This is a genomic window from Spirillospora sp. NBC_01491, from assembly GCF_036227065.1.
In the GTDB taxonomy this organism is placed as follows: domain Bacteria; phylum Actinomycetota; class Actinomycetes; order Streptosporangiales; family Streptosporangiaceae; genus Spirillospora; species Spirillospora xylanilytica.
Map to the genome: position 1 here is coordinate 4,734,319 of NZ_CP109432.1, position 23,473 is coordinate 4,757,791.

The following is a 23,473-nucleotide window of genomic DNA, read 5'->3' on the forward strand; positions in this document are numbered from 1 at the left end:
CTCACTGAACGCACCCGTCCCCCGGAGCCGAGGATGAACATCGACGAACTGTCCTCTCCGGAACGCCGTCTCTGGGAGGCGTTCCCGCGCGGCGAGTCGGTCGATCTGGCGTCCGCCGACCAGGGCCTGAACGACCCGGGCGGCGCCGACCGGTGGGGGCCCGAGCGGACCGTCCGGGCCGAGGTGCTGGTCGCGCTGCTCGTCGGCGCCGTCGCCGCCGAGCCCGGCCAGGTCGCCGCGGTCCGTCTCAGCGGCGCCCGCGTCGTCGGCCCGCTGAACCTGGGGCACGCCGAGGTGGCCGCCCCGCTGGCGCTCACCGGCTGCGCGTTCGACGAGCCCCCGCAGCTCTACTGGGCGAAGATGAGCAGCGTCCACCTGATGCGGTGCGGCCTGCCCGGTCTGATCGCCTCGGGCGCCCGGGTGGACGGGCACATGTGGCTGGAGGGCAGCCGCATCTCCGGCGGCCTCTGGCTGGACGGTGCGCACATCACCGGCATTCTCAACATGTCGGGCGTCCACCTGGTCAATCCCGGGGACGACGCGCTGCTCGCCGACCGCCTCACCGTGAACGCCAACGTCTACTGCGACCAGGGCTTCACCGCCGACGGCGAGGTCCGCCTGCCGGGTGCCCGGATCGGCGGCCAGCTCATCTTCCGCGGAGCCCGGCTGCACAACCCGCCGGGCGTCGCCCTGTACGCCAGCCGCCTCGACGCGGCGGCCAACGTGTTCTGCGACGGCGGGTTCAGCGCCGAAGGCGAGATCCGGCTCCGCGGCGCCCGCGTCGGCGGCTACCTCTCGTTCGTCGGCGCCAAGCTCGTCCATCCCGAGCGCACCGCCCTGAACGCCGACGACCTCGCCGTGGAGACCGACGTCTACTGCACAGACGGATTCAGCGCCGACGGCGGCGTCAGCTTCGCGGGCGCGCGCGTGGCCGGGCAGCTCAGCCTGAGCGGTGCGCGCCTCAGCCACGAGTCCGGGACTGCCCTCGGCCTCCAGCGCCTCCAGGCCGAGGAGCTCCTTCTGAGGCCCGCCGAGGCCATCAAGGGCATAGCGGACCTCTCCTACGCCCGGGTCAACCTCCTGCGCGACGACGCCGGCACATGGCCGTCCCGCCTCCAATTGGACGGCCTCCAGTACGAGAACCTGGAGCCGCCCCTCACCGCACGCGAGCGCCTCGGCTGGCTGCGCCGCGACACCGACGGCTACCAGCCCCAGCCGTACGAGCGGCTCGCACAGACCTACCGCAGCCTCGGACTGGACGCCGACGGCCGCTCCATCCTCCTGGCGAAGGCCCGCGACCGCCGGAGCACCCAGGGCCTCCCCCTCAAGACCATCGGCTACTTACAGGACGCCCTGGTCGGCTACGGCTACCGTCCGTTCCGCGCGGCGAGCTGGCTGATCGGCCTGCTGGCGTTCGGCACCGTCGTCTTCTCGCTGCACAAGCCCGGCGTCCTGAACGCCGACGACAGCCCGCATTTCAACGCGTTCTTCTACACCCTCGACCTGCTCCTGCCGGTCGGATCGCTCGGCCAAGAGGGCGTCTTCGCCCCGGCTGGGATCTACCAGTGGATCGCCAACCTCCTGGTGGCCGCGGGCTTCGTCCTCGGCCTGACCGTGGCCGCCGGCGCCACGCGGGCCCTGTCCCGGGAGTAGGGCGGCGCCCCCTTTGTCAAGGCGGGTCAACGCGCCCGTTGACCCTGTCGTACCCGTGCGCTACTTGTGGCGGGACGGGAATCAGGGGGACGCCGCGAATGGTCGCAGGAAAGATCGATGTGCCGGCCGTCCAGGCGGAACTCCAGGCCATTTCGACGCTCATGTCCGAGATCGTCCGCATGATGGGCCCGCAGGTCTGGCAGGGCGGCTCGGCGGGCGCGTTCACCGCCGATCTGCAAGGCCACAACCGGTCACTCGACCGGATGATGGTCCAGATCATGAAGATGGTGTCGGAACTCGACCACATGCCGATGGTGCTGACCGTCCCGGAGATCCCCCGGGTCACCCCCGCGTCCGGCCGTCCCGGCGTGGCCTCGGTGTCCCCCAGCGGCCTGGAACGCCTCGAGACCGCCCTGAACCGCGCCGCCGACGGCCTTCCGGGGCACGGCAACCGCGTCCGCCGCCTGCTGGCCGTCCAGGGCCCCGGCATCGCCGGCACCGCCCAGTGCGCCCGCACGTCCGACTGGTGCCGCGACCAGGCCCGGCGGATGCGCACCCGCGTCATGTACGCCCTGGCCGAGAACCAGGTCACGCCCCGCGGCCCGATGCCAGCGATCCCCGACCTCGAACGCTTCGGCGACAGGGAGATGTCCGATCTCGGCCGCCTCCAGGCCCTCGCCTTCGCCAAGAACCTCAAGGACCCCGACGGTCCCCTGCTCAACGAGATCGGCCGCACCCTCCGCGAGAACGCCAAGAACCAGGCGTACCTCGGCACCTTCTTCGGCAACGTCCCGGCCGGCTCCATCGGAAAGCTCGCCTACACCCTCCACAGACGAAGCGGCGCCCCCCTCTCCAAGGACGACAAGGCCCTCTTGGGCGCCGTCGGAACCGCCCTGGCCGCCCTCTCCCGCAAGAAGGACGGCCAGGGCGCCCTGGCCAACGCCCTGGGCCCCATCGGCGCCGACCTCCCCGGCCAGGCCCTCCTGGTCAAGCTCAGCGCCCCGGACGTCAAGTGGAGCTCGTCCGTCCTGGTCGACATGGGCAAGGCCGCCCTCCGCTGGCGCCAGAAACACCCCTCCTACGCCATCACCGAAACGGTCGGCGGCAAGGCCGGAGACCAGTACACCTACGCCACCAACCAGCCGAACGGACGCTGGTGGGATGCCTGGGGCCTGGGGACCTCGGCCCGCAACGGTGATCCGAAGGTGCTGAACGAGTACGACCCGGCCCTCACCATCCTGGGCCGCATCTCCCGGCAGAACGACCGCGCGGCAGCTCGGACGCTGGTCGCCACAGACCTCGAGAACGGCTTCACCATCAAGGACGCCGAGAAGGCCGACGCGCTGACGTGGCTGAGCCGCGGCAATGGCGGAACCTACGCGTCCCTGCTGGTCGCCCCCGACTGGCCTGACTCCGGTACCGCCGCGGGGGCCGTCATCAAGCTGGCGACCACCCCGGAGAAGGGGCACGAGGAGGAGGCCGCGAGCAATGCCGCCGAGATCATGAAGACCGTCGCCTGGTGGAACGACAAGGGCCGGGAGAAGGTCGACAAGCTGCTGAAGAAGGAAAGCCCGCCGGACCTGTTCCCCTGGTTCGACGTGGTCCCCCCTCAGGGAAGCGGCCCGCGCTGGATGGGCCACACCAAGCAGTACGAGGCCGAACTCGGCTCGGGTCTGGTCTCCGGCCTGTTGCAGATGACCCGAATGCACATCCCTGCCATCGCCGACGCCAACCGCACCGCCAGCGGCACCGAACTGCCCAGCACTGATCCGGTGACCCATCGCGCCTACGTGGACATCAGCGGCTCGGACATGCAGTCCTTCCTTCGCACCTTCGCCGCCGACGACAGGGCCTGGGCGCAGCTCGCCGCCGATACCCAGAACTATCGGCAGCGACTCTTCGCCTGGGGCCTGCGCACCCACAGCTTGGGCGACGCCATCGTGCGCGCCGGATACCTGGAGGGGAACCTCATCGCCGCCTACGCGAAGGAGCGGACCAGCAGCGAGGAGATCACGAAGAAGCAGTACGAAGACGCCCAGAAGCGTCTCGGCGTCTTGCGCGACATCACCGGCGGGATCATCGGAGCATCACCGGCCGGTGCCGTCCCCGGAGTCACCGATGTCTACGGCATCGGCACGAATCTCGCCCTGGACAAGATCCAGTACAAGGATTTCGACAAGAAGATCGAGCAGATCAAAGCGGAAAATTCCACCTACTCGGACCAGATCTATCTGGACCTGGCTCGCGGCTACGCACTCGCCCACCACGGGAACACCGGCGATCCCACGATCAATTCACTTCTCAAGAAGGAGGATCTATCTACGGAAGACAAGGCCCGCGTCATCCAGTGGACGAAGCAGCACCCCTTCAAAGAACGGACACCACAGACTGACGAGGTCACCGGCCTAGAGGTACTCCGGAAAGCCGAGAGTGCGTCGGACCACAACATCCCGCCTTCTTGAGCCTCGATCCAGGGCGTACTGCACTCACTTTTCAAAGGCAGAACCGGCCAGCCGATCGGGAAGCTTGAACGAGTAGACCCGACCGCAACCCTTATCATTCATCAAGATACTGCCATCAGCCGCACGGACACTACCACTCGACATGGCGGATGCGACGGAACTAAGGGACCCATCGAATTTGTCACACCTGACAAATCCACCCCACGACAACCGCTCCATCCTTCCATCTCGTCGCACCAGGGTCGGCCGGGGCGCGATTGCGCTCGCTTTCATTCCCCCTAGCAGCACCACAGCCCCCTGACCTGCGGAAACAACAGTGGACCACGAAGGCAGGCGGGATACTGACTTCGGGAATCGAACCGAAGTCGCCGAACCAGTGCGCGGTAGTCGAATAATTCCACCATGCCCTAGCAGAACCAATCCACCCTGGTCGTCGAGCACCGCGTCCGAGGGCTGAAATTCTCCTTCTTCGACCACCTTGGCAAGGGCATCGCCATAGCCGAGAGGACGCCATTCATCAAGCCTCCCCGGCCCGCGAACCTCAAACAGCATTCCCGTCTTAGAGATAACGATCGGGACACCATCAGCACGAACAACAAGCTTCGCCCCCTTCCAATTCGGATAGAGCTGAAGCTTCACTGAAGCTGACAGTGACCCTCCCGCCGAATCTCTCACTTCAATGTTCTTCGAATCCTTCAAGTCCATCCATTTAATGACTTCCGCCTGCCGCCAGCCGGCTACCGAAACTCGAAGAACCTTGATCCCGAAACCCGCTGCAATCAGCCAGAGATCATCACCATAGATGACCATCTGATCGGGCACGATGTCCACTCCATAAAGCGACACCTTGCCATCTCTTCCCAAGCGCGCAACGCGTCCTTCGCTGTCATAATAGACGCGGTAGTAAATGTCGCCACCGGCTGATATCGCGATCCCGCCACCACCATAAGCGCTGCTGCGCAGGCCATATTCACCGTCACGCGGATCTCGATTGAGATTCGTGTCACCCGCGATGATGACCGCCTGGCCGGGGCGGACCGGCTTCGGGGTGGGGTCGAATGCGGACTTGGGCTTCTCGGTGCACCCGCCCACCGCCGCGAGCACGACCACACCAGCGATGACCCGGTTGTAACGCACGGGTCGATGATGCCAGGAAGGGGCAGCCGGGGGAATGCACATCCGGCCGCGGTCGCCTCAGGCGAGGTCGTGCGCCCCGGACCTGATCTCCTCGACCAGCGAGGTCCACCCGTCCAAGCCCAAGATCACCACAGCGCCACCAGGGTCCTTCGAATCACGCAGGCCGCGCAGCGTGCCAGCTCCGGCCACCTCGACACATTCAGTACCACCGGCCTGGGATCGGCTGCTCTTGCGCCAGTGCCCGAAGGAAGGCCCCAACCGCTTCATCCGATCCCCTCTCTTAGATGTGCGCGAGTCGCCTCCGGATCGAGCGCCACCTCGCACAATCGGTCAAATCTGACCATATACCTCCTGAGTTCATCCTTCTCCTCGAGCATTCGGTCATCGACGGATGTCTCCAGAAGGACGATGTCCCGCTCGCCTGGATCGCTGAAGCCGAGGTAGGTGAAGGGCTCCCCGGCCCCGCGGTAGAGGCCGGACGAGGTCGGCACCAACTGGATGTCCACGTTGGGCAGTTCGGACATGGCGACAAGGTGGCGCAACTGAGGTTGACGGATCTTCGGATCGACCATCCTCAGGATCGCGTTCTCGTCGATCACAGCGTGCAATCCGCAGGGGTGATCTGTACGGAGAAGGATTTCCTGGCGAGCCAGGCGCGCGTCCACGTGACGCTTAATCTCAGCCGGATCGTCGATCCCCACTATCGGCGGCAGGGCCTCAAGGTACGACCTGGCCTGAAGAAGGCCAGGCAGGAAGGTGTGCTGGTAGGTGCGAATGATCGAGGCCGCCGCCTCGAAACCCGGATACTCGTTACGGAAGACGTCGCTGTAGCGCGACCACCATCCGCGTTCCCGAGCCTCGCGCGCGAGCCTGATCAACGCGTCACGATCGTTTCCTTCAACCCCGTACAACTCACACAGGTCGGCAACGGCCTCGCAGTTCGGCTCGATCCACTTCGCCTTCTCTATGTAGTTGAGCTTGCTGGGGCTCCAGCGCAGCCGCTTGCAGACCTCCGTCGTCGTGAGCCCGACCTGCTTACGGAGCTCTACGAGCCTCCTACTCAAGGCCCGTTTCTTGATCGTCGGACTGTACCCGGCAGCGCGAATCTCAGACACGACCGTCACTCTGCCAGCGTTCGGGGGCCAAGGAGCGGGAATCAGCTCTTAGATTTTCTAATCGAAAATCTATACACCCTCGTCCATGGGATGCAACTCTGGGCGTCCAGGCGGACACGTTGAGCGACCCCAGGGTGGCTCGGACGGGCGGTGATCTTGGTGATGGTCCCTGATGAACTGCTTGCAGGAGCTCCTCTTGTCTGGGCGCTGCCGGTTGACGCGTCGTGTGCGGCAGCGGCGCGGTCGCGGGTGCGGGCGGTGCTGCGGGCGATGGCGGTGCCCGAGGGGGTGGTCGGGGACGCTGTCACGATCGTTTCGGAGCTGGCCGCCAACGCCTTCGTTCATGGGTTCGACGACCAGTCCCCGGACGCGCCGCCCGAGCTCGTCATGTACCGACGGGACGTCGAGATCGTGACGAAGGTCTTCGACAGCGCGCCGTGGATAGGACGCCTGCCGCGCCGATGCGTCCGGCCCGATCTATACGCGGAGAGCGGGCGCGGGCTGGAGATGGTCAACGCCCTGACCGCGGAGCATGGCGGCTCTTGGGGCGTTCACCGGACGCGGTCACGGCTCAGCGCCGCTGCGGTCTCCGGCAAAGTCGCCTACTTCGCCCTGCCGATCCCCGAACCCCATCCCGTCGTCCGTTCCGCGCCGGATTGCCGGACAGCCGGGCGGGTGCTGGAGGCGGCACTCATGGCTCGGGGGCTGAAGCCGGTGCACCGGTGTGAAGGCTTGGGCATGGCCGTTCTGTCGGTACGGCCAGAGATCACCGTGTTCGCCCGGCAGGGTGGCTTCTCGCTGACCACTCCGCTCACCGGGACGGTCCGATATCCGCTCGCTGAGGTTGTCGAGGTCTCCGAGGTCGTCGTGTGGTGCAACGAGGAGCTGGACGCGGGCTGAGGTCTGGCGCCGTGGACGGTGATGTGCGTCACCTTGGGGTGGTCTGGAGGCCGTTGGCGCGGGGTGGCGGGGGTGGGTCGGGGTAGGGATGTCGGTGGCGGGGTCTTGCGCCGTTGGGTGTGATGTCTGCCACGATGGCTTTAGCGGCTATCCGTCCCTTACCTGGGGCGGTGCCACTGTTGTCGGCCGGCGTGCGGCGATCCCGCGTTCCGGCCCCGAACGAGGAGTGTCATCGATGACGATCGACTCCGTGCGCGGCGCGCCAGACACCCCGGTGCACGCCGAGCCCGAGCTCGTGCAGCTGCTCACCCCCGAGGGGGAGCGCGTCGAGCATCCCGACTACCCGCTCGACCTGACCACCGAGGAGATCCGCGGGCTCTACCGCGACCTGGTGATCGTCCGGCGGATCGACCGGGAGGCGGTGGCGCTGACCCGGCAGGGTGAGCTCGGCCTCTGGGCCTCGCTGCTGGGGCAGGAGGCCGCGCAGATCGGGTCCGGACGGGCGCTGGCCGAGCACGACATGGTGTTCCCGACGTACCGCGAGCACGCCGTGGCCTGGTGCCGGAACGTCGAGCCGGTGAAGCTGCTGGGGCTGTTCAGGGGGGTGCACCACGGCGGATGGGACCCCGCCGAGCACGGGTTCCACCTGTACACGATCGTGATCGGCAGCCAGACGCTGCACGCGGCCGGCTACGCGATGGGCATCCAGCGGGACGGGGTGCTGGGGACCGACTCGGCCGGCGCCACGATCGCCTACTTCGGCGACGGCGCCACGTCCCAGGGGGACGTGAACGAGGCGTTCGTGTTCGCCTCGGTGTTCAACGCGCCCGTGGTGTTCTTCTGCCAGAACAACCAGTGGGCGATCTCCGAGCCGCTGGAGAAGCAGTCGCGGATCCCGCTGTTCAAGCGGGCGCAGGGATTCGGGTTCCCCGGGCTGCGGGTGGACGGGAACGACGTCCTCGCCTGCCTGGCGGTGACCCGCAAGGCTCTGGAGAACGCGCGCACCGGGCAGGGCCCGACGCTGATCGAGGCGTTCACGTACCGGATGGGCGCGCACACGACGAACGACGACCCCATGCGCTACCGGCTCAAGTCCGATGAAGAGGCGTGGAAGCTCAAGGACCCGATCGAGCGGGTCAAGGCGTACCTGGTGCGCGGCGACCTGGCGGACGCGGCGTTCTTCGAGGACGTCGAGGCCGAGGCGAAGCGGATCGCGACCGACCTGCGCAAGGCGTGCCTGGCGCTGCCCGACCCGACGCCTCTGTCGATCTTCGAGAACGTGTACGCCGAGGACCATCCGCTGATGACCGAGGAGCAGGAGCGGTTCGCCGCCTACCTGGAGTCCTTTGAGGGGAGCGCGCGGCCGTGAGCGAGAAGCAGACGCTGAACAAGAGCCTGAACATGGGCATGCGCAAGGCCTTGGAGGACGATCCCAAGGTCCTGATCATGGGCGAGGACGTGGGCCGGCTCGGCGGCGTGTTCCGGGTGACCGACGGGCTCCAGAAGGACTTCGGCGAGGAGCGCGTCATCGACACGCCGCTCGCCGAGTCCGGCATCATCGGGACGGCGATCGGGCTCGCGCTGCGCGGGTACCGGCCGGTGTGCGAGATCCAGTTCGACGGGTTCGTGTTCCCGGCGGTCGACCAGATCATCACCCAGCTCGCCAAGATGCGGATGCGGTCGCTCGGCAAGGTGACGCTCCCGGTGGTGATCCGGATCCCGTGCGGCGGCGGCATCGGCGCGGTGGAGCACCACAGCGAGTCGCCCGAGGCGTACTTCACGCACACGGCGGGGCTGCGGGTGGTGGCCTGCTCCAACCCGGCGGACGCGTACTCGATGATCCAGCAGTCGATCCGCTCGGACGATCCGGTGATCTTCTTCGAGCCGAAGCGGCGCTACTGGGAGAAGGCCGCGATCGAGGTCGAGGAGGGCGGCTGGACGCCGCTGCACAGCGCCCGGGTGGTGACCCCCGGCGAGCACGTGACCGTGCTCGCGTACGGGCCGTCGGTGAAGACCTGCATCGAGGCCGCCGCGGCGGCGTCCGAGGAGGGCCGCTCGCTGGAGGTCATCGACCTGCGGTCGCTGAACCCGCTCGACATCGGCACGGTGGTCGCGTCGGTCAACCGGACCGGACGCTGCGTGGTGGTGCACGAGGCCCCCGTGTTCAGCGGCTACGGCGCCGAGCTGGCCGCGCGGATCACCGAGAAGTGCTTCTACCGGCTGGAGGCCCCCGTCCTGCGGGTCGGCGGCTTCTCCACCCCGTACCCGCCCTCGCGCGTCGAGGAGCACTACCTGCCCGATCTCGACCGGATCCTCGACGCCGTCGACCAGACCTTCGGATGGTGACGCCGATGACGGAGACGAAGCAGTTCAAGCTGCCCGACGTGGGCGAGGGGCTGACCGAGGCCGAGATCGTCAAGTGGCATGTCGCGCCCGGCGACCAGGTCGAGGTCAACCAGACCATCGTGGAGATCGAGACCGCCAAGGCGATCGTCGAGCTGCCCTGCCCGTTCGAGGGCGTGGTGACCGGGCTGCTGGTCACCGAGGGCGAGACGGTGGACGTGGGGGTGCCGATCATCTCCGTGGACGTCGCCGGTGACGGCGACGGCGACGGCGACGGCGCTGAGGCGCAGGTTCCCAAGGCGGACGAGCCCGGGGCCGTCACGCCGGACACGCCCAAGCGGGAGCCCGTCCTGGTGGGGTACGGCGTGCTGCCGGGCGCCACCAAGCGGCGTCCGCGTAAGCAGTCGAACGGTGCGGCCGAGCCCGTGCCCGCGCCCGAGCCGCCCGCGCCCGAGCCCGTGGCGCCGGTGACGCCCGCGGTCGTTCGTCCACAGGCTGTGGACAACGGATTGCCGCTGGCCAAGCCGCCCGTGCGGAAGATGGCCAAGGACCTCGGGGTGGACCTCGCCACGATCGCCGGGACGGGGCCGCAGGGGTCCGTCACCCGCGACGACGTCCGCGCCGCGCAGGCCGCGCCGGTCTCCGCCCCGGTGCCGGCTCAGGGGGTGCGGGAGGAGCGGATCCCGGTCAAGGGGGTGCGGAAGTCGATCGCGGCGGCGATGAGCGGATCGGCGTTCACCGCACCGCACGTCACCGAGTTCCTCCAGATCGACGTGACGCGCACGATGGAGGCCGTCCGGCGGCTGCGCGAGCTACCGGACTTCGCCGAGGTGAAGGTCTCGCCGCTGCTGCTGATCGCGCGGGCGCTGCTCACCGCCGTGGCCCGCACCCCGATGGTGAACGCCGTCTGGGCGGACGGCCCGTCCGGCGCCGAGATCGTGGTCAAGCACTACGTCAACCTCGGCATCGCGGCGGCCACCGAGCGGGGGCTGATCGTGCCGAAGGTCAAGGACGCGCAGGCGCTGTCGCTGCCGGACCTGGCCCGCGCGCTGAACGCGCTGGTCGAGACGGCGCGGACGGGGAAGTCGACCCCCGCCGACCTGACCGATGGGACGATCACGATCACCAACATAGGCGTCTTCGGGATCGACACCGGCACGCCGATCATCACGCCGGGCGAGTCGGCGATCCTGGCGGTCGGCCAGATCCGGGACATGCCGTGGGTGCACGAGGGGGAGCTGGCGATCCGGAAGGTCACCACGCTGTCGCTCTCGTTCGACCACCGGGTCATCGACGGCGAGCTGGGGTCGCGGGTGCTGCGCGATGTCGGGGACATGCTGGAGGACCCGCTCCGGATGCTCGCCTGGAGCTGACCTCGTCCGCCCGGCCCGGCCCGGACCGCGCACACGGCCTTGCGTGCGCGGTCCGGGCCGTCCGGGTCAGCGGGGCGGCGGGTTGTCGCCGTCGTAGAGGTGGTCGCGGTCGTCCGGCCTGGAGCGGCGCTGCTGCGTCCGGGTCATCAGCACGAGCTGGAGGGCGAACGAGACGCCGCCGACGATGATCAGAATGACTCCGATCACGTGGATGTCCACCGGGTCGTTCATCGCGTCCGCCCGGATGGCGAACTTGAGGATCAACCCGAGGGTGATCGTGAAAATGCTGACGCCGACACCCATGCGTGACCTCCGCCAGACGTTCTACAGCCGTGCTCTTTAACTATCCGCTGGCTGTCCGGTCACACGTGCGCGGCTGGACGTGGTCAGGAGACGGGCACGTTGTTCACCTTGCCGAAGGGGCCGCCGTCGAAGACCACCGAGGAGATCGGGCCTGGCGGGGCCGGAATGTAGGCGAAGCCGCGCACCGGCTGGTCGATCGCGGTGCGGAACGTGGCGCGGCCCGGGTCGACGTAGGCGGCGGACCCGCCGGCGGGCGCGGGGCCGACGCGGACGGCGCGGTAGACGTCGGTGCCGCCGGGGGCCAGCACGGAGAACGAGGTGAACGCGCCGCCCGGGTAGTCCTTGTGCGGGTAGGCGGCGTCCGGCGGGGTGCTGCCCGGACCCTCGTCGACCAGGTCGAACACCGCGACGATGTAGGCGCCGTCGCGGTAGAACGGCTTGACGTCCAGCCGCCGCTTGGCGCCGCCGAACCGGCCGAAGCGGCTGGCCACGGTCGCGCCGTCCTGGGCGCGGAAGCCCGCGGGGCGGACGGTGCCGCCGCGGCCGTCGGCGGCGGCGGTGGAGGCGTTGGTGGCGCCATCGGCCTGCTGCCGCACCGAGTAGGAGATCTCGACGCGGCGGTTGCGGGCGCGGGCCTTGGCGTCGTCGGCGCCGCCCTCCTTGGCGATCGGCTCGGCCTCGCCCTTGCCGTGCGCGGAGTACTTGAACGAGCCGCCGAGCCGGTTCTTCAGCTCCTTCATCACCGCTTCGGCGCGCTCGCGCGACAGCTTGAGGTTGTAGCCGTCGCCGCCCTTGCTGTCGGTGTGCCCGTTGAAGGTGAGCGGCCGCTTGCCCGGGTCGGCCTTCTCCTTGATCCCCTTGGCCGCCTGGTCGAGCACCGACGCGGCGCGGCCGGACGGCTTGGCGGAGTCGAACGCGAACAGCACGTCGGTGCGGAGGTTCATCGTGACGTCGGACCCGCTGGAGGTGACGTCCTTGATCTCGCCCTCGGTGATGTCGTACAGCTCGGCCGGGTTGTCCGTGGGAGCGGCCTCGCCGCTGGTGGGGGCCGGGGCGTCGCCGGTGCCGGTGACCGGGACGCCGGTGAACTCCCCGGCGGTGCCCGGCGTGATCACGGTGATCTTCTCGACGGCGGCCGGGATCGGCGGGTACTCGGCGGTCATCTCGCGCGGCGCGTTCGGCGGGAACTGCTCGCTCGCCGCGCCTGGGGCCAGCGGCTTGTAGAGCTTGCGGCCGACCGGGTCGAGCAGCCGGACGGCGAACGGCACCGACTTGGCGGCGGCGTCCAGGGAGGTGACGGTGTAGCGGAGCACCGACTTGGCGCCCTGCCGCTCGACGCCCTTGACCTCGACGCGGGCGTGCAGGCCGTCGGCGGCGCCGAACCAGCCCTCCTTGACCGGCTGCCCCCCGGTCTGCGCGCGCGCGGACGAGGCCGCCCCGGCCGTGACCTTGGGCGGGTCGCTCTTCTCCGGCCCGCCGGAGTCGGAGCAGCCGGCGGCGAGCAGCAGCCCGGCGAGGGAGGTGGCGAGGGGGGCGTGCAGTCTGCGGGCCGGCATCGGCTCTCCGGTTCGTTCGGGGGGTGCGGGGCGCGGACGGACCCGGCCGAGCGTAAGTCATCCGGACCGTCCCGCGCAGCGGTGCCCACCGGACCTGAGGGAACGCGCCCGGCCGGAACGCGGCGGCCCCCGTCGCGCGGCGGGGCGCGGCGGGGGCCGTTTCACGGGTCCGCGGGAGGCGGGGTCAGGGGCCGGGGGCGGGTCGGGTCAGAACGCCTCTTCGGGCAGGTCCATCGCGTCGAGCGTGGTCGACTCGGTGACGGCCCGGTCGGACGCGAGGCGCGGCAGGACGGTCTGGCAGAAGAACTGCGCCGAGGTGACCTTGCCGGTGTAGAAGGCCTTGTCGGCGTCCGAGACGGCGTCGCCGCCGAGCTTGGCCAGCGCGACCTCGGCCTGCCGGCACAGCAGCCAGCCGACGATGAGGTCGCCGAGGCCGAGCAGCAGCCGCGAGGAGTTGAGGCCGATCTTGTAGAGCTCCCGGGGGTCCTCCAGGGACGCCAGCGCCCAGCCGGTCATCGGGGTGATCATGCCCTGCACGTCGTCCAGGGCCCGGCCGAGCAGCGCCCGCTCGTTCTTGAGGCGGCCGTTGCCGGCGTCGCTCTCGGCGAACGCCCTGACCTGGCCGGCCAGCACCTTGAGGGCCTCGCCGTTGTCCCGCAGGATCTTGCGGAAGAACAGGTCCTGGCCCTGGATGGCGGTGGTGCCCTCGTACAGGGTGTCGATCTTGGAGTCCCGGATGTACTGCTCGACCGGGTACTCCTGGAGGAAGCCCGAGCCGCCCAGGGTCTGGAGCGACTCGGCGCCGAGCAGCGCGTACGCCCGCTCGGATCCGAAGCCCTTGACGATCGGCAGCAGCAGGTCGTTGACCTTCTCGGCCTCCTCGTCCCTGCGCCCCTCGTGCTCGGCGATCTGCACCGCGTCCTGATAGGTGGCGGTGAGCAGGACCAGCGCGCGCATCCCCTCGGCGTAGGCCTTCTGGGTCAGCAGGCTGCGCCGGACGTCGGGGTGGTGGGTGATGGTGACGCGGGGCGCGGTCTTGTCGGTCATCCTGGTGAGGTCGGCGCCCTGCACCCGCTCCTTGGCGTACTCCAGCGCGTTGAGGTAGCCGGTGGACAGGGTGGCGATGGCCTTGGTGCCGACCATCATCCGGGCGTACTCGATCACCAGGAACATCTGCTTGATGCCCTCGTGCACGTCGCCGACCAGGTAGCCGATCGCGGGGTGCTTCTCACCGAAGGTGAGCTCGCAGGTGGTGGAGACCTTGAGGCCCATCTTCTTCTCGACGTTGGTGACGTAGGCGCCGTTGCGCTCGCCGAGCTCACCGGTCTCGGTGTCGACCAGGTACTTGGGCACCAGGAACATCGACAGCCCCTTGGTGCCGGGGCCGGCGCCCTCGGGACGGGCCAGCACCAGGTGGAAGATGTTCTCGGCCATGTCGTGCTCGGCCGAGGTGATGAAGCGCTTGACGCCCTCGATGTGCCAGGTGCCGTCGGGCTGCTGGACGGCCTTGCTGCGGCCGGCGCCGACGTCGGAGCCGGCGTCCGGCTCGGTCAGCACCATGGTGGCGCCCCACTGCCGGTCGCGGGCCAGCTCGGCGAACCGCTTCTGCTCGGGCGTGCCGATCTGCCACAGGATCTGGGCGAAGCCGGGGCCCGAGGAGAACATGTAGACGGCCGGGTTGGCGCCCAGCACCTGCTCGGCGACGGCCCAGGTGAGCGAGCGCGGGGCGCCGCTGCCGCCGAAGTCGGGCGTCAGGTCGAGGCGGAACCACTCGGCGTCCATCCACGCCTTGAACGACTTCTTGAAGCTCTCCGGCATGGCGACCGAGCCGGTGGCCGGGTCGAAGGTCGGCGGGTTGCGGTCGGCGTCCTCGAAGGAGGCGGCGATCGGGCCCTCGGCCAGCCGGTTCACCTCGTCCAGGATGCTGCGCACCGTGTCCTCGTCCAGCTCCGCGTAGGGGCCGCTGCCGAGGAGCTCCTGGCGGCCGAACACCTCGAAGAGGTTGAACTCCAGGTCGCGGAGGTTGCTCTTGTAGTGCCCCATGAACACCCCGTCGGGTCCGGCGGCGCTCGCGGCCCCGCACAACGTACTGGTCGGTAACTCGACACCATGCTACCCGCTGGTAACCAGTGGCAACCCATCGGAGCGCCCGATTTGTGTGGATTGCACCGTGACCGGTTGTCCTCATTCAGGGAAAGTGACGCAACTCACATCAAGCCACCACATGATCACCTAACGACACCCCGAAAATCGCTCAACAAGCGATAAATAGGACTCAAATCCCTATACAGCTACATCAACTCCCAGTCAGATGTTCCAGAAGGATGTGGCCGACCACTCCGAACCGCGACGGACGCCACAATATGTAGACTCTCTGCCTCGAATCGCTTGACGACGCCCTCACTGAACCGATATTCGGCAGGGCTCTGTTCTTGCCGGTGACCGGATCCGGCAATCGTGAACCATTCGGCTGGATGCTCACTCTTACTGGTGGTGTCGCGGGTCACAAGGGTCAGCCCCTCTTCCCGCGGCCACCGGATGGAGGGAGAACGCCTTGTCGTCTGTCACTGGGTGGCTCAATGACGCCTGGGGAGCGATCGCGGGGGCGACGGCCGGCGGCGACTGGCGGAAGTTCGTTCCGCTGGGCTTCGCGGGACTGCTGGTCTGGTCGCTCTGGCTCTACCGAGTGATCTTGTCCCGGATGGACAAGCCCGTGGTCAACAACTTCCGCACCACGGTCTCGGCCGTCGTCCCGTCGTACCGGGAGGACCCCGAGATCCTGATCCGCTGCCTGGAGAGCTGGCTCGTCCAGAACCCCAGCGAAATCATCATCGTGATCGACGTCGGCGACACCGAGGGGCACCGCCGGCTCGCGCAGGTCACCGACCCGCGGCTGCACGTGCTGGTCTACGAGCACTCCGGCAAGCGCTCGGCGCTCGGCGTCGGGATCCGCGCCGCCCGCGGCGAGATCGTGGTGTTCGCCGACTCCGACACCTTATGGCAGCCGGGCCTGTTAGACGCGGTGCAGATGCCGTTCGAGGACCCGCAGGTCGGCGGGGTGGGAACGCAGCAGAACGTGTACCAGCGCACCAGCAGCGTGTGGCGCCGGATCGCCGACTGGCTGGTCAACCTCCGCTACTACGACTACGTCCCGGCGATGGGCTCCAAGGGGGGCGTCGCCTGCTTATCCGGCCGGACGGCCGCCTACCGGCGCTCGGTGATCCTGCCCGTGGTGGAGAACCTGGAGAACGAGTTCTTCATGGGCCGCCGCTGCATCGCCGGCGACGACGGCCGGCTCACCTGGCTGACCCTCTCCCAGGGCTACAAGACCGTGCACCAGTCGTCGGCGCGCGCGATCTCGATGTTCCCGGACAAGTTCAGCGCCTTCGTCAAGCAGCGGGTGCGGTGGAGCCGCAACTCCTACCGCTGCTACCTGACCGCCCTGTGGAAGGGCTGGCTGTGGAAGACGCCGTTCGTCACCAAGGTCACGGTGCTCCAGATCCTGCTCACCCCGGTCACGATGGGCGTGACCCTAGGCTACCTGATCTTCAGCCGGATGATGGACAACCTGCACCCGCTCGGCATCACCCTCGCCGTCGGCTGGGTGCTGCTCGGCCGGGGCGTGCGCGGCTACTCGCACATCAAGCGGCATCCCGCCGAGATCCTGCTGCTGCCGCTGACCGCGCTGGTGATCATCATGATCTCGCTGCCGATCAAGCTGTACGCGTTCGTGACGATGAACAAGCAGGGCTGGCTGACCCGCACCTCCGACCAGGTCGGCGGCGCCGGGCAGAGCGCCGGATCGCTCCAGGGAGTGGGCTGAGGTGACGGTTCGTCCGCTCGGGCGCCGCATCGCGTCCGCCGGGCCGGCGCTGGCGTTCGCGCTGGCCGCGCTGCCCCTGGGACTGTCCCCCGGCGGCGCCGCGCCGCCGTCCGCGCACGCCGCCCCCCTGGCCGACGCGACCCGGCAGGCCGCCCTGGTCGATCAGGAGGACCAGCGGATCATGCAGGTGCGGTCGGTGCTGGCCGCGATCCTCCAGATCGGCGGGGACGCCACCGCGCAGTGGAAGCGCCCGCAGATCTTCGGCTCCGCCCAGGGCAAGACGCTGGTGCTGCCCGCGGTCAACAGCGGCAGGCCCTACACGGTGGCGGACCTGGCCAAGTACGGAGGCAGGTACGTCCAGCGGCAGGCGGACGGCGGGTACCTGCTCGGCATCCACGTGTTCCTCGCCGACGGCGCCAAGCTGGTGCTCCAGAACCCGTCCGGGCCGCTCACCCTGCGGATGGGCAGCATGCCGGGCGCGTTCGGGTCGATCGTCAGCTTCGGCGGCAGCATCAAGATCGAGGGCACCCGGCGGCAGCCGGTGCGGATCACCAGCTGGGACCCGCGGACCAGGCGGCCCGACACCCAGGTCGCCGACGGCCGCGCCTACATCCGCGCCGTCGGCGGCGACCTGCGGATGAAGTACGCCAAGGTGTCCGACCTCGGCTTCTGGAGCGGACGGACCGGCGGGATCGCGCTGACCGGCACCGACCGTCCGGCGAGCGCCGCCAAGCACCTCAACAAGGAGCAGCGGCACGCCGCCAAGAAGAAGCGGCAGCAGCAGAACCAGCCGGGCCAGAGCGGGGGCGGCGGCGGGGGCCCCGGCGACATCGAGATCGAGAAGCCCGGCGGCACCGCCACGCACGTGCCCGCGGCCGACCTGGTCACCGGCTCGATCGACAACAGCACGATCAGCGGCGACGCGTTCGGGCTGTTCGTGTCCGGCTCCAACCAGACCCAGGTCACCAACAACAGGATCGAGAACAGCCTGGTGAACGGGCTGGTGATGCACCGCTTCGCCAAGAACGCCAACATCTCCGGCACCCTGGTCACCGGCAGCCGCGGCGACGGGTTCGTGCTGTCCCGGGCCACCGAGAAGGTCCGCGTCACCAACTGCACGTCCGAGCGCAACGGGCACAACGGCTTCACCGTCAACGGGCAGGCGCTCGCCGGCGGGCCGTCCGCGTCGGGCGAGTCGCTGGAGAGCTTCGGCGACAGCTCGATCAACAACAGCGTGGCCCAGGGCAACGGGCACTACGGCATCGAGCTGATGGGCGGCGACAAGCTCTCGGTGCAGAACAGCAAGGTCATCGGCGGCGACATGGGCATCGTGGTCCGCGCGGCGGCGACCGAGGTGCAGATCTCGGGGAACCAGCTCTCCCAGCAGGTCCGGCAGGGCATCGCGCTGCGCGACGGGGTCAAGGGCGCCAGCCTGGCCGGCAACACGGTGACCGGTGCGAAGACCGGCATCTACCTGCGCAACGCCAGCGCCAAGCTGGTGGGCAACGTGGTGCAGGGCGCGACCGCGCACGGCATCACGCTCAAGGGCGCGTCCGGCGGCTCGGAGGTGCGCGACAACACGCTCAACGGACGGGGCACCAGCGCGGTGAGCACCTCGCGGGCGCACGGCACGGTCGCCAAGGAGGACAACAACACCGAGGGCTGGACCGACACCGCGTCGCTGTGGATGAAGGCGCAGCGCTACATGACGCCGCTGAACCTCATCTGGGCCGGGGTGTTCACCGTGGTCCTCTTCTCGATGTTCCGGTCCCGCAACGGCGGGCTGCGCATCGGCAGGAGCGGCGTGCACCCGTACTCGCTCCAGCAGCCGATGGCGAAGCGGCAGGTGTGGAGCCTGCCTCGCAGCCAGGGCGGTCCCGGCCGCCCGGCACCCGGACGGCCCGGGCAGCCGGCCATGGCGGGCGCCCCAGGCGCGCAGGGCGCGCCCGGCAGGCCCGTCGGGCAGGGCGGGGCGGGCATGGCGCCCGGACGTCCCGTACCGGGCGGGCAGGGCCCTGGGCAGCAGGCGGCCGGACGGTACGCGGCTCCGCCGCCCGGTGGGCCGGGAGCTCCGCAGCCGATGCCGTCCGGCGGCGGCCGGCGCGCGGCGGGACCGCAGCACGGGCAGCGGCCGGCCGGCGCGCACGGGATGGCCGCCGCGCCGGTCCCGCCGCAGATGCCGCAGCCGCGGGGTCCGCAGCCGTCCGCGCCGCACTCGCCGCAGCAGACGGGGCCGCGGCCCGTACCGCCACCGCAGACCCCGCCGCATCCGACGCCGCGGCACGGCGTCCCGCAGCCCGACCGAGGGGGGGTCTGACATGGCCGACGGCAGGAAGGCCGCGAGCGCCGGGCCGGAGCAGGCCGAGCCGCCGCCCCGGAAGAAGTCGGGCCTCGGCAGGATCGTGACGACCGTGCTCGTGCTCGGCCTCGCGGGCGGCGGCACCTACGTCTACCGGACCTACGTCGCCGACCGGACGCCCGGTATGCCGGACGTCAACGAGGTGACGGCCGAGGCCGCGCGGCAGCAGGCGACGCTGGTCGACCAGGAGGACCTGCGGGTCATGCAGATCCGTGCCAAGCACGAGTCGGATCTGGCGGGCGGCGGGCCGGCCGCGCAGCAGGCGCGCGTGCCGCGGCTGCTCACCTCGGCGAACGGGCGGACGCTGATGCTGCCGCAGCGGCGCCAGCCCTACTACGTCGCCGAGCTGGAGAAGCTGGCCGGGCAGGACTTCCAGAAGCAGGGCGACGGGTCCTACCTGCTCGGCGTCAACATCATGGTCGCCGCGGGCGGCAAGCTGATCCTCCAGAGCTCCACCGGGCCGCTGACGATCCGGATGCGCAGCGTCCCGGGGTCGTTCGCCTCGATCGTCAGCGCCGGCGGCACCGTGAAGATCAACGGGTCGGCGCAGAACCCGGTCCGCTTCACCAGCTGGAACGACGACACCCGCAAGCCCGACCGGCAGGTCGCCGACGGGCGCTCCTACATCCGGGCGATCGGCGGCGACTTCGGCATGAAGTACACCCAGGTCTCCGACCTGGGGTTCTGGAGCGGCCGGACCGGCGGCGTGGCGCTGACCGGCTCGGACCGCCCCGACTCGTCCGCCGAGCGGTCCACCGGCGCCCCGCCGCAGGCGGTGACGCTGCCGAACGGCTCCCGCGAGCCCACCCGGGGCAACCGGGAGGAGGTCGAGGTCAATGCGGCCGGCGGGGGCGGCAAGGGCGTCACCTTCCACGTGCCGGCGGGCAACCTGGTGAGCGGGTCGATCGACCACTCCACCTTCGACGGCAGCGCCTATGGGCTGTTCGTCACCGCGTCCAACCAGACGCAGCTCACCAACAACACGATCAGGAACAGCCTGGTGCACGGGGTGCTGCTGCACCGGTTCGCCAAGAACGCCACGATCGAGAACACCACGGTCACCGGCAGCCGCGGCGACGGGTTCGTGCTGTCCCGCGGGACCGAGGGCGTGCGGGTCACCAACTGCACGTCCGAGGGCAACGGCGGCAACGGCTTCACCCTCAACGGGCAGGCGCTCGCCGAGGGCCCGTCGGCGTCCGGCGAGTCGGTCACCAGCTTCGGCGGCAACCTGGTGAGCAGCAGCATCGCCAAGAACAACCGGCGGTACGGGGTGGAGCTGCTCGGCGGCGACAACGTCGCGGTGCAGAACAACCGGATCTCCGGCGGCGACATGGGCATCGTGGTCCGCGAGAAGGCGACCCGGGTGCAGATCGCCGGCAACCAGATCAACCGGCCCGCCCGGCAGGGCGTGGTGCTGCGCGACGGCGTCACCGGGGCGTCGGTCTCGGGCAACGTCGTCACCGGGACCGAGACCGCGCTCTACCTGCGCGGCTCCAACGGCACCCTCAGCGGCAACACGGTGCAGTCGGCCAAGCGGCACGGCCTCACGCTGCGCGGCGACGTCACCGGCACCTCGCTCACCGGCAACACGCTGAGCGGCGCGGGGACCAGCGCGATGGACGTCGACGGCGCGACCGGCAAGTACCAGAACGTGCGCAACAACGCCAAGGGCTGGCACAAGACCGCCGGGTTCTGGACCTGGATCAAGCGGATCTTCAAGCCGATGAACGTGATCTGGGCCGGCGTCTTCCTGCTCGTGGCGATCTCAATGCTGCGCTCGCGCGGCGCCGGGCTGCGGATCGGACGGCGCGGCGCCCACCCCTACGAGGAACAGGACAAGCTTGAGGAACGCCCCGTACGGCTGCTGCGCCGCGCCACCACCGGCCCTGAGCAGAACGCCGAAGGCGCCGCGGAACGGGCCGGAGCGCGGGCCGGCAGACCGGCCCGCCGGTAGCCCGGCCGCGGCGGCCGGACGGCGAGCGGGCGGACGAGCGGACGAACGGCGGGCGGGCAGGCGGGCAGTGAGTCGCACAGCGGTCATCCAAGGAGTAGTTCAGCAATGACGATCAAGATCGACGTGAAGTTCCTCGTGGGCCTGCTGGTCGGCGCCGTGGTCGTCGGCGGGCTGGTGTTCCTGCTCGTCGGCGGGGACGACGGCGGCGGCGATCCGAAACACACCGGGAGCACCGGACCGGCCGGTGCCGGCACCGCCCCCGGCGGCGGTTCGGCGGACGGCGACGAAGGCGACGACGGCAAGGGCGGGGGCGCCCAGCCGGGCGCCGCGCTCACCCTGCCGGTGCCCGCGGGCGAGGGCAAGATCGAGTGCCCCAAGCCGACCAGGACGGTGACCGACGCGGCCTCGTTGGAGGCCGCGGTCAAGGGCGCCCAGCCGGGCGACGTGATCAAGATGAACGCGGGCAGGTACGAGGGCAAGTTCGTCGCGCAGACCTCCGGCACCGAGCAGCAGCCGATCTTCCTGTGCGGCGACAAGGACGCGGTGATCGACGGCGGCGGCCCGAAGAAGGGCTACGCCTTCCACCTCAACAAGGCCGACTACTGGCGGCTCATCGGCTTCACGGTGCAGAACTCCCAGAAGGGCGTGATGGGCGACACCACCAACGGGTCGATCATCCAGGGCCTGGAGGTGCACGACATCGGTGACGAGGCCGTCCACCTGCGCAACTTCTCCACCGGCAACACCGTCCAGTACAACAAGCTCTACAACACCGGGCTGCGGCGGGAGAAGTTCGGCGAGGGCGTCTACCTGGGCAGCGCCGAGTCGAACTGGACGGAGAACTCCGGCGGCAAGCCCGACAAGAGCGACAACAACGTGGTGCGCGGCAACGTGATCCGGGCGACCGCCGAGGCGATCGACGTCAAGGAGGGCACCACCGGGGGCAAGATCCTCAACAACGTGTTCGACGGGTCGGCCACCGGCGGCGACAAGCACAACGACTCCTGGGTGGACGTCAAGGGGAACAACTACCTGATCCAGGGCAACAAGGGCACCAAGACCCCCGTGGACGGCTTCCAGACGCACGAGATCCGGCCGGGCATGGGCAAGGGCAATGTCTTCCGCGGCAACACCATCGACCTGGCCGGGGGCAAGGGCGTCGGCATCAACGACACCAAGGGCGGCAACACCATCGCCTGCGACAACAAGGTGACCGGCGGCCCGCTGACCACGAAGGGCAAGTGCGGCTGACACGGCCCCGTCGCCCCCGCGGGCGGCGCGGGTCGCCCACGGGGGTGCACTGTGAAGATCGATCTGAGGTTCGCCGGGGTGCTGGTCGTCGGCGCCGTGGCCACCAGCGCCCTGGTGCTGGTGGCCACGGACGGCGGCGGCGAGCCGGACGGGACCGGGCCGGGCGCCGGCCCCTTCGCGGCGCCCGGCACGGCGGCGCCGTCCGCCGGAGGCGCGGGGGCCGGTGCCGGGGGCGCCGGCGCGGCGGGCGCCGCGGGGAACGGGGCGGGCACGTCCCGGCAGCCGCAGAACCTGCCGCTGCCCGGGTCGCAGAAGCGGATCGGCTGCCCGGACGCGTCCATCACGGTGAAGAACGGCGGCGACCTCCAGAACCGGCTGAACGTCGCCGAGCCCGGCCAGGTGATCCGGCTCGCCCCGGGCACCTACCGGGGGCGGTTCGCGACGCAGAAGTCGGGCACGCCGGACAAGCCCGTCTTCCTCTGCGGCGGGCCCCGGACGATCCTGGACGGCGGCGACGCCGGCACGGGCTACGGCCTCCACCTCGACGGCGCGAGCCATTGGCGGCTCCTCGGCTTCACCGTCCGCAACAGCCAGAAGGGCGTCATGCTGGACGGCTCCAGCGGCTCGGTCGTGCAGGGGCTGACCGTCCGCGACACCGGCGACGAGGCGATCCACCTGCGCCGTTTCAGCTCCGGCAACGCCGTGCAGTACAACAGCATCTCCGGTACCGGACGGCGCAACCCCCGCTTCGGCGAGGGCGTCTACCTCGGCTCCTCGCACAACAATTGGGGCACCTTGACACAGGGGCGGCCGGACCGGAGCGACAACAACCTGGTGGCCGCCAACCGGATCCGGGCGACCGCCGAGGCGGTCGACATCAAGGAGGGCACCACGGGCGGCAAGCTCACCGGGAATGTCTTCGACGGTTCCGAGCTGTCGGGTGACAAGGTGAACGATTCGTGGGTCGACGCCAAGGGCAACGACTACGTCATCGAGGGGAACCGCGGCGCCCGGACCGTCGCCGACGGATTCCAGACGCACGAGGAGTACCAGGGCTGGGGAACCGGCAACGTCTTCCGCCGCAACGTCATCGATCTCGGTGGCGCCAAGGGCTTCGGCGTGAACCTGAACTCCGGTGGCAACAGGGTCGCCTGCGACAACCGGGTCAGGGGCGGCAGACTGATCAACAAGGGCACGTGCTCCTGAGGGCCTGCGGGAGCCCGCCACATCCGTCATCAGCACAA

At 69.6% G+C, this 23,473-nt stretch carries 17 protein-coding genes; 11 read left to right on the forward strand and 6 right to left on the reverse strand.

All coding sequences use genetic code 11. From position 1 onward, the window contains the following. Nucleotides 1–33 precede the first annotated feature (33 nt). On the forward strand, nt 34–1,653 hold the full coding sequence (locus tag OHA34_RS22030) for a hypothetical protein (RefSeq protein WP_329518767.1): 1,620 nt from the start codon (nt 34–36) through the stop codon (nt 1,651–1,653). 98 nt (nt 1,654–1,751) lie between these two features. Further along, nucleotides 1,752–4,115 (forward strand): hypothetical protein, encoded by a 2,364-nt coding sequence (locus OHA34_RS22035; protein WP_329518768.1) that lies wholly within the window; start codon nt 1,752–1,754, stop codon nt 4,113–4,115. Nucleotides 4,116–4,139: 24 nt separating this feature from the next. Here OHA34_RS22035 and OHA34_RS22040 read toward each other — a convergent pair whose 3' ends face one another. Genes OHA34_RS22040 through OHA34_RS22050 form a run of 3 tightly spaced genes read right to left on the reverse strand, consistent with a single transcriptional unit; the run spans nt 4,140 to nt 6,367 of the window. Further along, entirely contained in the window at nt 4,140–5,252 is a 1,113-nt protein-coding gene (locus OHA34_RS22040; protein ID WP_329518769.1) for a hypothetical protein, read from the reverse strand. Between the two features lie 57 nt (nt 5,253–5,309). Further along, on the reverse strand, nt 5,310–5,519 hold the full coding sequence (locus tag OHA34_RS22045; RefSeq protein WP_329518770.1) for a DUF397 domain-containing protein: 210 nt from the start codon (nt 5,517–5,519) through the stop codon (nt 5,310–5,312). Continuing rightward, complete coding sequence (locus OHA34_RS22050) at nt 5,516–6,367, reverse strand: helix-turn-helix domain-containing protein (protein ID WP_329518771.1); 852 nt, start codon at nt 6,365–6,367, stop codon at nt 5,516–5,518. Before OHA34_RS22050 ends, OHA34_RS22045 begins: the two co-directional genes overlap by 4 nt. A 150-nt stretch (nt 6,368–6,517) precedes the next feature. On the opposite strand from OHA34_RS22050, the gene OHA34_RS22055 reads away from it, so the two are divergent. From OHA34_RS22055 to OHA34_RS22070, 4 genes are all read left to right on the forward strand, one after another. Further along, nucleotides 6,518–7,267, forward strand: coding sequence for an ATP-binding protein (locus OHA34_RS22055; RefSeq protein WP_329518772.1), 750 nt, complete (start codon nt 6,518–6,520; stop codon nt 7,265–7,267). 235 nt (nt 7,268–7,502) lie between these two features. Beyond that, nucleotides 7,503–8,636, forward strand: a complete 1,134-nt coding sequence (pdhA, locus tag OHA34_RS22060; protein WP_329518773.1) for a pyruvate dehydrogenase (acetyl-transferring) E1 component subunit alpha — start codon at nt 7,503–7,505, stop codon at nt 8,634–8,636. Further along, nucleotides 8,633–9,613 (forward strand): alpha-ketoacid dehydrogenase subunit beta, encoded by a 981-nt coding sequence (locus OHA34_RS22065; RefSeq protein WP_285939826.1) that lies wholly within the window; start codon nt 8,633–8,635, stop codon nt 9,611–9,613. The genes pdhA and OHA34_RS22065 overlap by 4 nt, the downstream gene beginning before the upstream one ends. A gap of 5 nt (nt 9,614–9,618) precedes the next feature. Continuing rightward, nucleotides 9,619–10,983, forward strand: a complete 1,365-nt coding sequence (locus OHA34_RS22070) for a dihydrolipoamide acetyltransferase family protein (protein ID WP_329518774.1) — start codon at nt 9,619–9,621, stop codon at nt 10,981–10,983. 66 nt (nt 10,984–11,049) lie between these two features. On the opposite strand, the gene OHA34_RS22075 is transcribed toward OHA34_RS22070, so the two are convergent. The 3 genes from OHA34_RS22075 to OHA34_RS22085 form a co-directional block, all read right to left on the reverse strand. After that, nucleotides 11,050–11,286 (reverse strand): DUF6458 family protein, encoded by a 237-nt coding sequence (locus OHA34_RS22075; protein WP_285939824.1) that lies wholly within the window; start codon nt 11,284–11,286, stop codon nt 11,050–11,052. Between the two features lie 83 nt (nt 11,287–11,369). Next, the gene (locus OHA34_RS22080; RefSeq protein WP_329518775.1) at nt 11,370–12,842 is read right to left on the reverse strand and encodes an OmpA family protein; all 1,473 of its coding nucleotides are present in this window, start codon (nt 12,840–12,842) and stop codon (nt 11,370–11,372) included. A gap of 207 nt (nt 12,843–13,049) precedes the next feature. Beyond that, nucleotides 13,050–14,885 carry an acyl-CoA dehydrogenase gene (locus OHA34_RS22085; RefSeq protein ID WP_285939822.1) on the reverse strand — a complete coding sequence of 612 codons (1,836 nt, stop codon included), beginning with the start codon at nt 14,883–14,885 and terminating at the stop codon, nt 13,050–13,052. A 511-nt stretch (nt 14,886–15,396) separates the two neighbouring features. Between OHA34_RS22085 and OHA34_RS22090 the strand changes: the two genes are divergently transcribed. The 5 genes from OHA34_RS22090 (at nt 15,397) to OHA34_RS22110 (ending at nt 23,435) form a co-directional block, all read left to right on the forward strand. After that, a complete protein-coding gene (locus OHA34_RS22090) occupies nt 15,397–16,665 on the forward strand; it encodes a glycosyltransferase family 2 protein (protein ID WP_285939821.1) in 1,269 nt (422 codons plus the stop codon). A gap of 1 nt (nt 16,666) precedes the next feature. Beyond that, nucleotides 16,667–18,982: a right-handed parallel beta-helix repeat-containing protein gene (locus OHA34_RS22095; RefSeq protein ID WP_329518776.1), complete on the forward strand. Its 2,316-nt coding sequence runs from the start codon at nt 16,667–16,669 to the stop codon at nt 18,980–18,982. A gap of 1 nt (nt 18,983) precedes the next feature. Next, nucleotides 18,984–20,978: a right-handed parallel beta-helix repeat-containing protein gene (locus OHA34_RS22100; RefSeq protein WP_329518777.1), complete on the forward strand. Its 1,995-nt coding sequence runs from the start codon at nt 18,984–18,986 to the stop codon at nt 20,976–20,978. A gap of 105 nt (nt 20,979–21,083) precedes the next feature. Continuing rightward, entirely contained in the window at nt 21,084–22,229 is a 1,146-nt protein-coding gene (locus tag OHA34_RS22105) for a right-handed parallel beta-helix repeat-containing protein (RefSeq protein ID WP_329518778.1), read from the forward strand. A 51-nt stretch (nt 22,230–22,280) separates the two neighbouring features. Further along, nucleotides 22,281–23,435 carry a right-handed parallel beta-helix repeat-containing protein gene (locus OHA34_RS22110; RefSeq protein ID WP_329518779.1) on the forward strand — a complete coding sequence of 385 codons (1,155 nt, stop codon included), beginning with the start codon at nt 22,281–22,283 and terminating at the stop codon, nt 23,433–23,435. Nucleotides 23,436–23,473 lie beyond the last annotated feature (38 nt).